Origin of the sequence: Pseudonocardia sp. DSM 110487 (genome assembly GCF_019468565.1) — a bacterium.
Taxonomy (GTDB): Bacteria; Actinomycetota; Actinomycetes; order Mycobacteriales; family Pseudonocardiaceae; genus Pseudonocardia.
The window spans coordinates 1965313-1980835 of the sequence record NZ_CP080521.1; the positions used below are offsets into that span (position 1 = coordinate 1965313).

General features: G+C 71.4%; 14 protein-coding genes. 7 read left to right on the forward strand and 7 right to left on the reverse strand.

The annotated features are described in order from the left end of the window. Positions 1 to 81: 81 nt before the first annotated feature. Complete coding sequence (locus K1T35_RS08970; protein ID WP_255621717.1) at positions 82 to 741, forward strand: TetR/AcrR family transcriptional regulator; 660 nt, start codon at positions 82 to 84, stop codon at positions 739 to 741. Here the strand turns inward: K1T35_RS08970 and K1T35_RS08975 are convergent. Then, on the reverse strand, positions 710 to 1597 hold the full coding sequence (locus tag K1T35_RS08975; RefSeq protein ID WP_220259701.1) for an LLM class flavin-dependent oxidoreductase: 888 nt from the start codon (positions 1595 to 1597) through the stop codon (positions 710 to 712). The two genes, K1T35_RS08970 and K1T35_RS08975, sit on opposite strands and share 32 nt — an antisense overlap. 85 nt (positions 1598 to 1682) lie before the next feature. Between K1T35_RS08975 and K1T35_RS08980 the strand changes: the two genes are divergently transcribed. Then, entirely contained in the window at positions 1683 to 3032 is a 1350-nt protein-coding gene (locus K1T35_RS08980; protein WP_255621718.1) for a VWA domain-containing protein, read from the forward strand. A gap of 5 nt (positions 3033 to 3037) precedes the next feature. Here K1T35_RS08980 and K1T35_RS08985 read toward each other — a convergent pair whose 3' ends face one another. The 3 genes from K1T35_RS08985 to K1T35_RS08995 are packed head-to-tail and all read right to left on the reverse strand — an operon-like array spanning position 3038 to position 6988. Then, positions 3038 to 4372: a (Fe-S)-binding protein gene (locus tag K1T35_RS08985; protein ID WP_220259703.1), complete on the reverse strand. Its 1335-nt coding sequence runs from the start codon at positions 4370 to 4372 to the stop codon at positions 3038 to 3040. Between the two features lies 1 nt (position 4373). Then, positions 4374 to 5537 (reverse strand): FAD-binding oxidoreductase, encoded by a 1164-nt coding sequence (locus tag K1T35_RS08990; RefSeq protein ID WP_220259704.1) that lies wholly within the window; start codon positions 5535 to 5537, stop codon positions 4374 to 4376. Continuing rightward, positions 5534 to 6988: an FAD-linked oxidase C-terminal domain-containing protein gene (locus K1T35_RS08995; protein WP_220259705.1), complete on the reverse strand. Its 1455-nt coding sequence runs from the start codon at positions 6986 to 6988 to the stop codon at positions 5534 to 5536. The genes K1T35_RS08990 and K1T35_RS08995 overlap by 4 nt, the downstream gene beginning before the upstream one ends. Before the next feature lie 129 nt (positions 6989 to 7117). On the opposite strand from K1T35_RS08995, the gene K1T35_RS48745 reads away from it, so the two are divergent. The 3 genes from K1T35_RS48745 to K1T35_RS09005 all read left to right on the forward strand — a co-directional run bounded on the left by K1T35_RS48745 (position 7118) and on the right by K1T35_RS09005 (position 10121). Continuing rightward, positions 7118 to 7246: a hypothetical protein gene (locus K1T35_RS48745; RefSeq protein ID WP_255621719.1), complete on the forward strand. Its 129-nt coding sequence runs from the start codon at positions 7118 to 7120 to the stop codon at positions 7244 to 7246. Between the two features lie 95 nt (positions 7247 to 7341). Continuing rightward, the gene (locus tag K1T35_RS09000; RefSeq protein WP_220259706.1) at positions 7342 to 9495 is read left to right on the forward strand and encodes a malate synthase G; all 2154 of its coding nucleotides are present in this window, start codon (positions 7342 to 7344) and stop codon (positions 9493 to 9495) included. Between the two features lie 95 nt (positions 9496 to 9590). After that, positions 9591 to 10121: a GNAT family N-acetyltransferase gene (locus K1T35_RS09005; RefSeq protein WP_220259707.1), complete on the forward strand. Its 531-nt coding sequence runs from the start codon at positions 9591 to 9593 to the stop codon at positions 10119 to 10121. A 91-nt stretch (positions 10122 to 10212) separates the two neighbouring features. Here K1T35_RS09005 and K1T35_RS09010 read toward each other — a convergent pair whose 3' ends face one another. From K1T35_RS09010 to K1T35_RS09020, 3 genes are read right to left on the reverse strand one after another with little or no spacing between them, the layout of a single operon-like run. Beyond that, on the reverse strand, positions 10213 to 11490 hold the full coding sequence (locus K1T35_RS09010; protein WP_220259708.1) for an ABC transporter substrate-binding protein: 1278 nt from the start codon (positions 11488 to 11490) through the stop codon (positions 10213 to 10215). Positions 11491 to 11498: 8 nt separating this feature from the next. Next, positions 11499 to 12311, reverse strand: coding sequence for a carbohydrate ABC transporter permease (locus tag K1T35_RS09015; protein ID WP_255621720.1), 813 nt, complete (start codon positions 12309 to 12311; stop codon positions 11499 to 11501). Further along, a complete protein-coding gene (locus K1T35_RS09020; RefSeq protein WP_220259709.1) occupies positions 12308 to 13204 on the reverse strand; it encodes a carbohydrate ABC transporter permease in 897 nt (298 codons plus the stop codon). The genes K1T35_RS09015 and K1T35_RS09020 overlap by 4 nt, the downstream gene beginning before the upstream one ends. Before the next feature lie 194 nt (positions 13205 to 13398). On the opposite strand from K1T35_RS09020, the gene K1T35_RS09025 reads away from it, so the two are divergent. Both K1T35_RS09025 and K1T35_RS09030 read left to right on the forward strand, forming a co-directional pair. Further along, entirely contained in the window at positions 13399 to 15174 is a 1776-nt protein-coding gene (locus tag K1T35_RS09025; RefSeq protein WP_220259710.1) for a sodium:solute symporter family protein, read from the forward strand. Between the two features lie 16 nt (positions 15175 to 15190). Then, the gene (locus K1T35_RS09030) at positions 15191 to 15460 is read left to right on the forward strand and encodes a hypothetical protein (protein WP_255621721.1); all 270 of its coding nucleotides are present in this window, start codon (positions 15191 to 15193) and stop codon (positions 15458 to 15460) included. Positions 15461 to 15523: the final 63 nt, after the last annotated feature.

Genomic DNA, 15523 nt, shown 5'->3' on the forward strand with positions numbered 1-15523 from the left:
CTCACTTTCACTGAGAAGCATCTGCCACTGAGTGGCGTAATACTACAAGTGGCGTTCGCGCCCGGGGTACACTGCGTGGCGATGGACACCCTCTCCCTCCCCGGGATGTCACTGCGGGAGCGCAAGAAGCTGCGTACGCGGCAGGCCCTCGTGGACACCGCGTTGCGCAGGTTCGCCGAGGACGGGTTCGACACCACCACCCTCGACGACCTGTGTGCCGAGGTGGAGGTCTCCAAGCGGACATTCTTCCGCTACTTCACGAGCAAGGAGGATGTCGCGCTGGCGCCCACGCACGACCTGTGGACGGCCTTCCTCGACGAGCTCCGCACCCACGAGCAGGGGGGCCGGGGGACGCTCCTGGAGCTCCTGCAGGCCGCGCTGCTCGCGCGCCTCGCCGGGATGCCCGACGACGGGTGGGCGGAGCGGGTGGAGGCCAGCTGCCGGCTGGCCGCGGTCACGCCGTCGATGAGCGCCCACGGCCTCCAGTTCTGCGACCGCACCACCCGCGCCGCGATCACGCTGCTGCGGGAGCGCTTCGGCTTCGCCGAGCACGACCTGCGCGTCCGGCTGGCGATCGACGCGCTGGTGGCCGCGTTCCACTGCGCGCTGGAGCAGTGGACGTTCCGACCGGGCCCGGCGAGCCGCGACGAGCTGAAGGCCCGCCTGCACGAGGCGTTCGCGGCCATCCCCGGCAGCGTGACCCTGGACCTCAGCGCATCGTCCGCTCCGGATCCGCGGTGATCCCGAGGCCGTCGAGCGCGTCGGCGGCCATGCCGATCTGGTCGATGTCGTCGGTGCACGGCATCAGCACCACGTCGTCGGCGCCTGCGTCGCGCAGCCTGCGCAGCTCGGCGTCGAGGTGCTCCGGCGTGGTGGGGGTGTCGGCCTTCACGAAGTCGGCGAAGTCGAGGTAGTAGTGCCGCAGCTCCTGCTCGGCGTGCTCGTCGGCGCCGGGACCGAAGCAGAAGTAACGCACGGTCACCACGCGTGGCCGCCCGGCGCGCCCGATGCGATCCCATTCCTTCCGGATCGCGTCGACGCCGTCGACCAGCTGCTGGATCCCGGCCGATGGCGCGATCCAGCCCTGCCCGACGGTGGCGGCCCGGGTGTAGGCCGCCGGAACGAGCCCTCCGAAGAGCAGGCCGGGGCGATCGCCCGGCAGCGCGGGCATCGGCCCGCTCGCGCCCTCCAACTTGCCGTTCCACACGTCCCGCATCGTCGCGACCATGGCGTCCATCACGGCACCGAGCCTGCGCTGGGGCACATCGCTGGCCTGGTAGTCCTCCGGCCAGCCGCCGAGGGCGAGGCCCGCGGTCAGCCGCCCGCCGGACAGCCGGTCGATCGAGGCTAGCTGCTTGGCGAGCACCACGGCGTTCTGGCGATAGGGGACGTTCAGGACCGTGGTGAGCAGCTCCACCCGCTCCGTGCGGGCCGCGGCGGCCGCGAGCGCGACGAGCGGGTCCAGGTTGTCGTAGACCAGCCGGTCGATCACGCCGAGCGAGCAGAAACCGAGCCGTTCGGCGGTGGCGGCCCACTCGCCGAGGGTCGTGGCATCGGCCTCGGGCACGGCGGCCGGCAGACCCATTCCGATTCTCATGTCGACACCTCCCGTATGTGAGACCCCGAGGATGACCGCGCCACCCCCACCCGGTCGTGAACGGATCGGACATAAGGTCGGCGGCATGGATCTTGCGAAGGGGCAGAACGTCGAACTCGGCGAACCCGGCGACACGGCGGTGCGCGTGAGCTGGTCCGGGGGGCCGACGGTCGACGTCTCGGCCCTGCTCCTGAACCAGGACGGCAAGGTCCGCTCGGATGCCGATTTCGTCTTCTACGGGCAACCGCAGCACCCGAGCGGATCCGTGCGGCATGCCGGTGGCGCACCCGGCGTGGACGGCCTCCAGATCCAGCTGCCTGCGGTCGAGGCCGACGTCGAGCGGATCGTCATCGGGGCATCGGCGGAGGGACGGCCGTTCGGCGAGGTCGCCGGCCTGGTCGTCGAGGTCGGCGCAGGCGGCACCGTTCACGCGCGGTACGCCGTGGAGGGCGCGAGCTCGGAGACGGCGTTCCTGCTCGGCGAGCTGTACCGCCGATCGGGCGCGTGGCGGTTCCGGGCGATCGGGCAGGGCTACGACTCAGGGCTGGCCGGGTTCGCGAGCGACTTCGGCGTCGACGTCGCCGACGAGACGGTCCCCGCGCAACCCGCTGCTCCTGGACCGGGCGCGGTGAGCCTGAAGAAGCAGAAGCTGATCGACATGGAGAAGCGGCTCGGTGCCGAGGCGCCCGGGCTGCTGGACCTCACCAAGCGGGCAGCGGTCAGCCTGGAGAAGCGCGGGCTCGGCGAGCACACCGCGCGGGTGGCGCTGTGCCTGGACATCTCGGCCTCGATGGACGGGCTGTACCGCTCCGGCAAGATCCAGGCCCTCGTCGAGCGGATCCTCGCGCTCGGCCTGCGCTTCGACGACAACGGCCAGGTCGACGTCTTCCTGTTCGGCGCGGGCGGCTACGAGGAGTCCGCTGTCGCGGTGGCCAACCACGCGACGTACGTGCCGGACATGATCCGGCGCCGCCGCCTCGAGGCCGGCACCAGCTACGGCGCGGCGATGCGGCTGATCCGGGAGCGCTACTTCGGGGCGGCGGGCCCGCGCTCCCAGCCGTGCCCCGACACCCAGCCGGTGTACGTCATGTTCGTGACCGACGGCGCGCCCATGGACCGCAAGGACGCGGAGGAGCAGCTGCGGTTCTCCTCGTACGAGCCGGTGTTCTGGCAGTTCATGGCGATCGGGAAGTCGAACAAGGCGGTGGACGCGGGCGAGAAGAAGAAGCGAGGGCTGCTGGCCCGCCTCGCCGACAGCCAGTTCGCCTTCCTCGAGCAGCTGGACGACCTGCCCGGCCGCTACCTGGACAACGCCGACTTCTTCGGGGTCACCGACCCGTCGAACCTGTCCGACGACCGGCTGTACGACCTGCTCATGACCGAATACCCGGGCTGGCTCGACGCCGCGCGCCGGGGCGGCCTGCTCAGCCGCTGACCAGGCTAGCTGCGCGGAACCGGCACGCCGCGGATCGAGGCGTCGAGCAGCTGGACCGGGTGCAGGAGTGGGAGGTCCTCGCCGAGGTGCTTGCCGATCTGCAGCAGGCAGCCCGGGTTGGCGGTGACGACAAGGTCGGGTTCCACCGACCGGACGTTCGCCGCCTTGCGGGCGCCGAGCTCGGACGCGGCCTCCGGCATGATCATGTTGTAGATGCCGGCCGACCCGCAGCACAGCGCGGCCTCTGGCAGGTCGACGAGCTCCAGCTCGGGGATCGAGCGCAGCACTTCGCGCGGCTGGCTGCGCACCTGCTGGGCGTGCCCGAGGTGGCAGGCGTCGTGGTAGGCCACCCGGCCGCGGAACGGGTGCCGCGGCGCCCGTGGGCCCAGCTCCGCGAGCACCTCGTGCACGTCGCGCACCCGCTTGCTGAACGCGGCCGCCCGCTCGGCCCACTCGGGGTCGTCGTCGAGGAGGTGGCCGTACTCCTTCATCGACGATCCGCAGCCGGCGACGTTCGTGACGATGTGGTCGACGTCCAGCTTCTCGTACACCGCGATCTCGCGCTTCGCCCGTGCCAGCGCGCTGTCCTCGCGGCCTGCGTGCAGCTCGAGCGCTCCGCAGCACCCCTGATCGCGCGGCACGAGCACGTCGCAGCCCTCGGCGGACAGCACCCGGACCGTCGCGACGTTCACGCGGTGGAAGAACACGTCCTGCACGCAGCCGGAGAGCAGCGCGACCCGCGCGCGGCGCTCGCCGACGGCAGGGGTGTGCACCGGCAGCCGCGCGAACGCCTCACGGACCGACACCGGCGGCAGCAGGGACTCCATCGCCGCGAGCCGTCCGGGGAGCTTCGAGGCCAGCTTCGCCACCGAGGGGATCCGGCGCAGCCGCTGGTAGAGCGCCCCCGGCAGGGCAGCGGCGCGCAGCCGTCGCTTGTACGGGAACAGCGCGAAGATCGCGTTGCGGAACCAGGTGTCCGAGCGCTCGCGCGGCACGTTGCGCTCGATCTGGGGTCGCACGGACTCCAGCAGCCGGTCGTACTGCACGCCCGACGGGCACGCCGTCACGCACGCCATGCAGCCGAGGCACCGGTCGATGTGCTCGGTGAACGGGCCCTGCAGGTCGATCTCGCCCTTCTGGGCGAGATCCATGAGGTAGATGCGGCCCCGCGGCGAGTCCATCTCCTCGCCCCACAGCTGGTAAGTGGGGCAGGTCGGCAGGCAGAAGCCGCAGTGCACGCAGTCGTCGAGCAGGTCGCGCTCGGGCGGGCGGCGCTCGTCGAAGCTGCTCGGCGCGGTCTGCGGGATGTTGGTGTGGGCGGAGCCGGCGGGTGTGGTCATCTCACATCCAGTCGTCGAAGCGGCCCGGGCCGAAGCGGCCCTGCGGGTCGAGCTCGGCCTTGACGGCGCGCAGCACGGCGATCGCGGACGGCGGCGGACCCCAGGCAGGGACATCCACCTGGGGAGGGCGGGAGCGCAGCACAGACGTGCCGCCCGCGGCGTGCACCCGCGCGTGCGTCGCCTCGACGGCGTCCGGCGGCAGCGAGACGGTCGCGACCCCGGTGCCGAGCCCTGCGGTGACGGTCTCGGTGGGCAGGTCGGCCAGCACGTCCGGCAGTCGCGACGGCCGCACCCCGATCCGCATGGTCGCGAGCCCGGGCGCCCCGCGCACGAGGGAGGCATGCCGCCCCCAGGCCTCGTTCCGACGAGCGGCGCTCTCGTCGGTACCTATCCGACGAACGCGCCGTTCGTCGGAAGGGGGCTCGGGGTCGAGGAGCTCGCCCGTGCCCAGCGCCGTGCGGAGGCGTTGCAGCCTCGCGTCCAGGGCCTCCTCGGTGCCTTCGATCCGGATCAGGAGCGTTCCGTCGGAGATCCACTCCATGGCCGCGGGCTCGTACGGGCCGCCCAGCACGGTGGCGGCGTGCTCGGCGGCCTCGCCGAGGGAGCAGTGGATCGCGAGCGTCGCGGTGCGCTTGGGCATCGGGTGCAGCCGCAGCACCACCTCGGCGAGCACGCCGAGCGTGCCGTAGGAGCCGTGCAGCAGCTTGGCCAGGTCGTAGCCTGCGACGTTCTTGATGACGTGCCCGCCGCTGCGCGCCACCGTGCCGTCGGCGAGCACGATCGTGACGCCGATGACGAGGTCGCGCATCGAGCCGAACACCAGCGCGGCGGGCCCCGCGTCGGCCGTGGCGATCAGCCCGCCGACGGTGGCGCCGTCGGCGACGCGCGCGGCATCGAACGAGAGGTGCTGGCCGTGCGGGGCGAGCTCCTCCTGGAGCTGTCGCAGTGGCGTGCCCGCGCGGAGCGAGACGGTCATGTCCCCGGGGTTGTGCGTGATCACGCCGGTGAGGCCGGTGGTGTCGAGCACCGCGTCTACCTGGGCGAGCGTGCCCGCCCAGCCCGCGGCGGTGCCGGCGCCCGCGATCCCGATCGTGCCCGCGGTGTCGAGCACCGCGTCCCGCAGGGATCGCAGGTCGGTGGGGCGGAGGGTCGTCCTGGTGCTCACAGGCGCTCGATCACTCCCGCTTCTTCGAGGGGGTGGGGGCGGTACTTGCCCGGACGCTCGCCGCAGAGGCGGGGTGTGGGCAACACCTTGCCGGGGTTGCACAGCCCGCGGGGGTCGAACGCCGTGCGCACCCTCGCCATGACGGCAAGGTCGTCCGCACCGAACATCTTCGGCATCGAGCAGGCCTTGTCGGTGCCGATGCCGTGCTCGCCCGACAGCGACCCGCCCAGTTCCACACAGAGCTCCGCGATCTCTCCCGAGAGCTTCTCGGCGCGCTCGGTCTCGCCTGCTGCGGCGCTGTAGAGCACCAGCGGGTGCAGGTTGCCGTCGCCGGCGTGGAAGACGTTCGCGACGCGCAGACCCGCGTCGGTGCCCATGCCTGCGATGCGGTCGAGCACCTCGGCGAGCCGGGTGCGCGGGACGACCCCGTCCTGCACGAAGTAGTCGGGGGAGATGCGGCCGACGGCGGCGAAGGCGGCCTTGCGCCCCTTCCAGATCTTCGCCCGCTCCTCCGGCGAGCCCGCGATGTGCAGCCGGGTGCAGCCGTGCCGGTCGCAGATCTGCTTGACCTGCTCGAACTGCACGTCGCACTCCTCGGTCGGGCCGTCCAGCTCGACGACGAGCGCGGCCGGCACCCCCACCGTGTAGCCGGCGTGCACCGCCTCCTCGGCCGCCTCGATGGCGAGCGTGTCCATCATCTCGACGGCGGCCGGCACGATGCCGGCGGCGACGATGTCGGACACCACCTCGCCCGCCGCGGCGATCGACGGGAAGTCGGCGAGCAGTGTGCGCACCGTCTCCGGCGTGCGCAGCAACCGGACCGTGATCTTCGTGGTGATGCCGAGCGTGCCCTCCGACCCGACGAACACGCCGCGGAGGTCCGGCCCGGCCTGCTCGCCGGTGTCGGAGCCGAGCGTGACGCGGTCGCCGTCGGGCAGCACGACCTCGCAGGACAGCACGTGGTTGGTGGTGAAGCCGTACTTGAGGCAGTGGGCGCCGCCGGAGTTCTCCGCGACGTTGCCGCCGATCGTGCAGACCTGCTGGCTGGACGGGTCGGGGGCGTAGTACAGCCCGTGCGGGGCCGCGGCCGCGGTGATCTCGAGGTTCGTGACGCCCGGCTCGACGACCGCGCGCCGGTCCACCGGGTCGACCTCAAGCACCCGCTTGAGCCGGGCCAGGCTGATCACCACACCGTCGGCCACCGGGAGCGCGCCGCCGGAGAGCCCCGTGCCTGCCCCGCGGGCGACGAACGGCACGCCGTGCTCGTGGCAGACGCGCACCGCGGCGGCCACCTGCGCCGCGTCGCGGGGGAGGAGCACCAGCTGCGGGATCACCCGGTACCCGGTGAGCCCGTCGCACTCGTACGAGCGACACCGGACCGGATCGCTGATCACGTCCTCCGGGGAGAGCGCGGTCTCGAACGCCCGCCGAACCACGCCGTCGAGACTCATGGACAGGCCCCCTTCGTCGCGGGTCCATGCCTTGCATGGAGACTACGTCCGCGATCCCCGGATCGCCCGGTCCTCATCGGTGTCCGGACCGGTCGCCCGCCAACGGAGAACGTTCGGGAGGTCGAAGCGGTGGGTCCACGCCGGAAGCTGCAGCTGGCCCTCGTGCTCGTGGCCGCTGTCGTCGTGGGGCTGGCGATGACCGGCGCCGTCGGCCCCGCGTCGGTCGAGCCCGTGCCCACAGCCGTCGTCACGCGCTGAGTGTCACTTCCGCGATGCGGAAGTTCAAGTCCGTCTGGTAAAAAAGTCGCCGGGCGGGTACCCGCCGTGCGTGCGCGACGACCGGAGGGTGAGAGATGAGTGAAGTGCAGATCGATCCGGCACTGCGGGCGTTCGTGGCCGATGAGCTGCTCCCCGGCCTCGACCTCGAGCCGGAGTGGTTCTGGTCAACCCTCACCACGCTGCACGATCGGTTCGACGGGCGGATCAGGCTGCTGCTGCAGCGGCGGGACGAGCTGCAGGCCCAGCTCGACGCATGGCACTCCGAGAACGGAGGAGGGGACCCCGCGGCGTACGAGGGGTTCCTCACCGAGATCGGTTACCTGGTGCCGCCCGCCTCACCGAAGGTGCAGGTCGACCGGGTCGACCCGGAGATCGCCGAGATTGCGGGCCCGCAGCTCGTGGTGCCGGCCACCGTGCCCCGCTATGCCTTGAACGCCGCCAACGCGCGCTGGGGCTCGCTCTACGACGCGCTCTACGGCACCGATGCCCTCCCTCTCGACCACGAGCTCGCCCGCGGCTACGACGAGAAGCGCGGTGCGCAGGTGATCGCGGAGGCCGACCGGCTGCTCGACGAGCTCTTCCCGCTGACCCAGGGCAGCCACGCCGACGCCACCGCCTACTGGGTGGAGAACGGGCGGCTCGTCGTCGCGACCGGCACGGGGGAGAGCGGCCTCGCCGACGCGGCGCAGTTCGCAGGCCACCGCAGCGGCTCCGACGGCGGTGGCGGCTCCGCGGGCGCCGTCTCGGCGATCCTGCTGCGCCACCACAACCTGCACGTCGAGCTGACGATCGACCCGGAGCACCAGGTCGGGCGCCAGCACCACGCCGACGTCGCCGACGTCGCCGTGGAGGCGGCGATCACCACGATCGTCGACCTCGAGGACTCCGTCGCCACCGTCGACGGCGAGGACAAGGCGCTCGCCTACCGCACCTGGCTCGGCCTGATGACCGGCGAGCTCGTCTCGACCTTCGAGAAGGGCGGCGAGACGATCGAGCGGCGGGTGAACGGCGATCGCCACTACACCGCGCCGAACGGTTCCCCGCTCACCCTCCACGGGCGGTCGCTGCTGCTGGTGCGCAACTGCGGCCACCACATGTTCACCGACGCCGTGCGCGTCGACGGGCGGCCGGTCGCGGAGGGCGTGCTCGACGCGCTCGTCTCCGCCACCGCTGCCCTGCACGACCTGCGCGGGCTCGGCCGATACTCCAACTCCCGCGCCGGCAGCGTCTACATCGTCAAGCCCAAGCAGCACGGGCCCGACGAGGTGGCCCTCACCGTCGAGCTCTTCGCCGCCGTCGAGGAGGCGCTCGGGCTCGAGCCGACCACCCTCAAGATCGGCATCATGGACGAGGAGAAGCGCACGTCGCTCACCCTCGACGCGTGCATCGCCGCCGCGCAGGACCGGGTCATGTTCGTGAACACCGGCTTCCTCGACCGCACCGGCGACGAGATCCACTCCGACTTCCTCGCGGGCCCGGTCGTGCGCAAGAACGACATGAAGTCCACGGCGTGGCTCCTGGGCTACGAGGACCGCAACGTGGACGTGGCGCTGCGCGCCGGCTTCGTCGGGCAGGCGCAGGTCGGCAAGGGCATGTTCGCCAAGCCCGCCGCCATGGCCGAGCTGCTCGCCACGAAGGGCGCCCACCCGGAAGCGGGTGCCAACACCGCGTGGGTGCCATCACCCACCGCCGCCACCCTGCACGCGCTGCACTACCTGCGGATCGACGTGGCCGCCCGCCAGCGCGAGCTCGCAGGCCGGGAGACCGTCCGGCGGCTGCTGCTGGAGGTGCCGCTGCTCACCGGCGAGCTCACCGACGAGGAGAAGCGGCACGAGCTGGAGACCAACGCCCAGTCGATCCTCGGGTACGTGGTGCGCTGGGTGGGCCTCGGCATCGGCTGCTCCACGGTGCCGGACCTGGAGGGCGTCGGCCTGATGGAGGATCGCGCCACCCTGCGGATCTCCAGCCAGCTCATCGCGAACTGGCTGCACCACGGCCTTGTCGACGAGGCGACCGTGCGCGAGACGTTCGCGCGGATGGCCGCGCTCGTCGACGAGCAGAACGCGAACGAGCCCGGCTACGCGCCGATGGCGAAGGACCTCGACGCCAGCCCGTCCTTCCAGGCCGCCCTCGAGCTGGTGTTCACCGGGCGCACGGAGCCGAACGGCTACACGGAGCGCGTCCTGACGACGTGGCGCCGCAAGGCCAAGGCCGCGTCGGCCGTGTAACCGACGAACGGCGCGCTCGTCGGAACCTATCCGACGAGCGGCGCCGTTCGTCGGAAACGCCGTGGCGCCGCGCGAGTGATCCGTAGGCTCGGGGCGTGCTCGAGCTGCGCCCCACCCCGTTCGACCACCCCGACTCGTACCGGCTGATCGCCGAGATCCAGCAGGTCTACCGCGAGCGCTACGGCAGTGAGGACGCCACCGAGGTCGACCCGCGCGAGTTCGACTCGCCCGACGGGCTCTTCGTCGTCGGGTACACCGGTGGGGAGCCGGTGGCATGCGGCGGCTGGCGGGCGCGCTACGCCCGGGAGGGCGGCCCGCTGCGTGACGGCGACGCCGAGGTCAAGCGGATGTACGTGGCCGCGGCCCACCGCGGGAAGGGGCACGCCCGAGCCGTGCTCGCCGAGCTGGAGCGAACGGCGTTGGCGGCCGGGCGGCGCCGCATCGTCCTCGAGACCGGCACGATGCAACCCGAGGCGATCGCCCTCTACGCCAGCGCGGGGTATGAGCCGATGCTCGCCTTCGGCGCGTACGCCGACTCGCCGACGAGCCGCTACTTCACGAAGCCCCTGGCCGCGGCGGCCAATCTGACAAGATCGCCAGAAGTGGTGTCGGAGCGACAGATTTGACGCTCTGGCGGGCCATGCGAGGACTTCACACACCCAACCTGGACTTCACACATGGCGGGCCCTTTGTGAAGTCGGTGCTGGGTGTGTGAAGTCAGCCTCCGGCGACCTGAGCCCAGCCCTCCGTCAGCTCCCGTTGCAGGGTCGGCAGGTCGGTCTGGTTGCCCAGGTAGCGCTGAAGGGCGGGGGTGGCGATCTGGTCCTTCCACTGCGGGTAGTCGGCCACGCCTTGGAACGGGGCGGTCGTGAGGTACTGCGCGCCGTCGAGGGTGGCCTCCCACCCGTCTCGGCCGCCGGTGGCGGCGTGCACCGCGTTGCGGGCGGGCTCGGAGGCGGGGATCAACCACTCGCCCTGCGCCAGCGCGGCCAGGTTCTCCGCGCGCATCACGAACTCGATGAACTCGGCGGCCTGCTCCACGTGCGGGCTGTCGGCGGGCACCGAGAGGGTCTGCGGGTTCGCGGCCTGGTTCGGTGAGGTGCCCGCGAGCGCGGGCAGCACCCGCCACGCGAAGCCGGGCGGAGCGGCCTCGGCGAGCTGCTGTGCCACGTAGCTGCCGGCGACGACCATGGCGTACCGCCCGGCGAGGAACGCCGTGATCACGTCCGAGCCGCTCTGCGTGAGTGAGGTCGGGTCCAGCGAGCGGTCGGCGTAGGCCATGTCGTGGATCCGCCGCGGTACCTGCAGCTCGGCGTCGCCGACCTGCAGGGTTGCCGCGTCCCCGCCGCCGGTGAAGAACGTGCCCCCGAAGCCCAGCCCCAGGCTCATGACGGTGGCGGTCGGCTGCCGCATGCCCCAGCCGAGGCCGGGGCGGTCCGGTGTGGTGGTGCGGCGGGCGGCGTCGGCGAGCTCGTCCCACGTCCAGGTCGGGCTCGTCGGGATGGTCACGCCCGCCTGCTCGAGCACGGTCGTGTTCGCGAACACGACGTAGGACTGCAGCAGCGTCGGGGCCGCGACCACCGTCCCGTCCACCGTGACCGCTTCCCACACCCCCTGCGGCACGCCCGACCTCGTGTCCTCGGACAGGTGCGGGCCGAGGTCGGCGAGGTAGCCCTGGCGGGCGAAGCCCGCGATGTCGGCCGACTCGTCGTGGATGACGTCCGGGGCCGTGCCGCCCTGGAACTGGGTGACGAGCTGGTCGTGCACGGCGTCCCACGAGCCCTGGGCGAGCTGCACCTGCACGTCGGGGTGCTCGGCGTTCCACGCGGCCACGATGCGCTCGGTGGCGGCGACGCTGGGCTCCTGGAACGCGAGGCTCTGGAACCGCAGCGTGATCGGTCCTGCGCTCTCGTCGACGTCGGGCCCGACGGGCGCGGTGGCGCAGCCGGCGAGCAGGACCGCCGCCGCGGCGAGACCCAGCCTCCGCAGGTGCATCGATGCTCCTATCCCTTGACGGCGCCGGAGAGCAGGCCGGAGGTCAGCCTCCGCTGGATCGCGGCGAAGAACAGCAGGCTCGGCACGGTGGCCAGCAGCGCGCCCGCGGCGAGCGCCCCGAGCTGCACCTGGCCCTCGGCTCCGACGAACCGGGCGAGCGTGAGCGGCAGCGTCACCTTGGCCGGGTCCTGGATCAGGACGAGCGCGAAGAAGAACTCGTTCCACGAGGAGATCATGGTGAACATCGCGGTGGCCACCAGGCCAGGGGCGAGCAGCGGTGCCACGATGCTCACCAGCACCCGCAGCCGGCCCGCCCCGTCGACGACGCCCGCCTCCTCGACGTCGCGCGGGATCGCGGCGATGTAGCCCTGCAGCATCCACAGCGCGAACGGCAGCGCGTAGACCGCATGCACGAGCGTCAGCCCGACGAGGCTGTCGACCAGCCGGAACTGGCGCAGGATGAGGAAGAGCGGCAGCGCGACGAGGATCACCGGGAACACCTGGCTGACCAGCACCCACGCGTTGGCCGCGATCTTCAAGCGCGTGCGGTACCGGGCGAGCGCGTACGCCGAGGGCAGTGCGAGCACGAGCACGAGCGCCGTCGTGCCGAGCGCGACGACGAGGCTGTTCGTCGCGGCCGTGATCAGGTCGGCGCGCCCCACCGCGTCGCCGAAGTTCTCGAACGTGGGGGAGAGCGGCACGACCCCGCCGGTGGTCAGCTCGTCGGGACCCTTCATCGCCGTGCCCAGCAGCCAGAGCAGCGGGAACCCGAGGAAGGCCACGTAGCAGGCCAGCGCGAGATACTGAAGCGGCCGCTTCACGGGGCCCTCCGCAGCTGACCGCGCAGGTAGACCAGCAGGAACCCGACGACGAGCACCACGAGCACGCCGCCCATCGCCGATGCGTAGCCGAACTCGCCGTAGCGGAACGCCGCGTTGTAGGCGAACAGCATCGGCAGCATCGTCTGCCCGCCGGGCCCGCCCGCGGTGAGCACGTAGACCAGCGCGAACGAGTTGAGATTCCAGATGAGGTCGAGCGTCGTGATGGCGACGATCACGGGGCGCAGCCCGGGCAGCGTGATGTGCCAGAACCGCCGCCACGCGCCCGCGCCGTCCACCGCGGCGGCCTCGCGGAGCGAGCCGTCGATCGTCTGGAGCCCTGCGAGCAGGGTGATCGTGGTCTGCGGCATGCCCGCCCACACGCCGATGACGATCACTGCGGGCAGCGCCGTCGAGAACTCGCCCAGCCAGTTCACCCCGCCCGGCAGCGCGCCGTGGTTGGGGTTGAGCAGCAGCCGCCACATGATTGCGATGATCACCGGCGGCATCGCCCACGGCACGAGCGCGAGGGTGCGGGCGAGCCACCGCAGGCGCAGGTCCTGGTCCAGGAGGAGTGCGAGGCCGAGCCCTGCCACGAACTGCAGCACCGTGACCGAGAACGCCCACACGATCCCGATCCGGAACGAGGACCAGAAGAGCTCGTCGGACAGCAGTCGCGCGAAGTTGTCGAACCCGGTGAACCGCGTGACGACGCCCCGGCCGGCCCTGGCGTCGGTGAAACCCAGGTACAGGCCCTGTGCCAGCGGGTAAACGCTGAACAGCGCAACGGGCAGCAGCGCCGGGAGCACCAGCGGCCACGCGTCGGCGCGCCCGCGGCGGGGGCGCAGCGGCCGGCCCGGGGGCGCCTCCACCACGCGTTCGACCGCGCGCGTCATCGAATTCCCCCGCTCGCGTCGGACGCCGTCGAGACGGTGGCATGACGCGCGTACGGAGGCAAGTGTTCATCTGTGGCGAGTGATACCCCGGACGTGGCGGCGCTCCGGGTGGCGGGATCGCGTAGAGCGGCGAATCATCCGCAGAGCGTGGCGGCCGGGCGAGAGAGGGGACCGTGGTGGCGGCTGAAACTGTGATGCTTGCGCAGACGGACCTGCGACTGGACACGATATGGATCGACTACGTGTTCGTCGTCTTCTACTTCGTGCTCGTGCTGGGCATCGGCGTGCTCGCCCGGCGGTCGATCGCGTCCAGCCTCGACTTCCTGCTGTCCGGGCGGGCACTGCCGGCGTGGGTCACCGGCCTGGCGTTCATCGCCGCGAACCTGGGTGCGATCGAGCTGATCGGCATGATGGCCAACGGCGCCCAGTACGGCGTGGCGACGTTCCACTACTACTGGATCGGCGCGATCCCGGCGATGGTCTTCCTCGGGATCGTGATGATGCCGTTCTACTACGGCAGCAAGGCGCGCAGCGTCCCCGAGTTCCTGCTCATGCGGTTCAACGCGACGACGCAGCGGGTCAACGGCATCACGTTCGCCTTGGCGTCGGTGCTCATCGCGGGCGTGAACCTGTACGCGCTCGGCCTGGTCCTCGAGGCGCTGTTGGGCTGGTCGATTGCGCTCGCGATCCCGGTGGCCGCACTCGTCGTGCTGAGTTACACCTTCCTCGGTGGGTTGAACGCGGCGATCTACAACGAGGTCCTGCAGTTCTTCGTCATCCTGGCCCTCCTGATCCCGCTCACGGTCGCTGGACTGGCCAGGGTCGGTGGGTGGGACGGGCTGCAGGCACAGGTCGTCGGTCTGCCGCCGGGGCCGGAGCAGGTGTCGTCGTGGCCGGGCACCTCGCTCACCGAGATCGCCAACCCGGTCCTCTCGGTGATCGGCATCGTCTTCGGGCTCGGGTTCGTGCTCTCGTTCGGCTACTGGACCACCAACTTCGCCGAGGTGCAGCGCGCGCTCTCGGCACGCAACATGTCGGCCGCCCGCCGCACGCCGATCATCGCGGCGTTCCCGAAGGCGCTGATCCCGCTCGTCATCGTGATCCCCGGGATGATCGCGGGAGTGCTGGTGCCGCAGCTGACCACGCTCAAGCAGGGCGGCGCCACCGACGTCACCTACAACAACGCGCTGTCGCTGCTGATGAACGAGGTGCTGCCCAACGGGATCCTCGGCGTTGCGTTGGCCGGGCTACTGGCTTCGTTCATGGCAGGCATGGCGGCCAACGTCAGCTCGCTCAACACGGTGTTCACGTACGACCTCTGGCAGGACTGGATCCGACCGGGCCGGCCAGACGACTACTACCTGCGGATCGGGCGCACTGTCACGGTGGTCGGCTGCGTGCTGGCGATCGGCACGGCGTTCATCGCCAGCACCTTCGAGAACCTGATGGACTACATCCAGGCGCTGTTCAGCTTCTTCAACGCTCCGCTGTTCGCGATCTTCATCCTGGGGCTGTTCTGGAAGCGGATGACCGGGACGGCGGGTTGGACCGGGCTGATCTCCGGCACGCTCGCGGCGGTGATCGTCGACGCGCTGGTGCGAGTCGGCGTGATCGCGGTGTCGTCGCAGGCGGGGTCGTTCATCGGAGCGAGCGCGGCGTTCGTCGTCGGCATCGGGGTCGCCGCCATCGTCACGATGTTCACCACGTCCAAGCCGGACTCCGAGCTCGTCGGGCTGGTGTGGGCGCTCACCCCCCGCGAGGGCCGCGGCAAGGTTCGCGTGGCGCCTTCGGCGGCAGGCGAGGTCCCGGCCGGAGTCGGCGCGCCCGGTGAGGCGCCGCGCCGCCACGCCGCGATCGAGGAGGTGCCCACCGCGATGCACGAGGAGGAGGGCGCGTGGTGGCAGTCGCCGGTGGTGATGGGCGCGATCGTGCTCGCGCTCACGCTCGTCCTGTACCTGATCTTCGCGTGACGCGGAGGGGAGCATCGTGACCGAACACGAGGAGACACACCACGCGATCTCGGAGAGCGCCGCGTCGCAGCTGTTCGACCTGCGCACCGTCATCGCCGTGCTGTTCGGCGTCTACGGGATCATCCTGACCGTCATGGGCCTGTTCTTCGAGGACGAGGCCCAGCTCGCGAAAGCGGGCGGGATCGACATCAACCTGTGGTCCGGCCTCGGAATGATCGTGGTCGCGGCCCTGTTCGTGCTGTGGGTGCGGATGCGGCCGCTGATCCCGCCGGGGGAGCGCAAGTAGCGCCCCGCCCCGGCGGCTGCGCTCAGTCGCGCGGTGTCGGGTAGCGCGGGTTGAACACGTCCA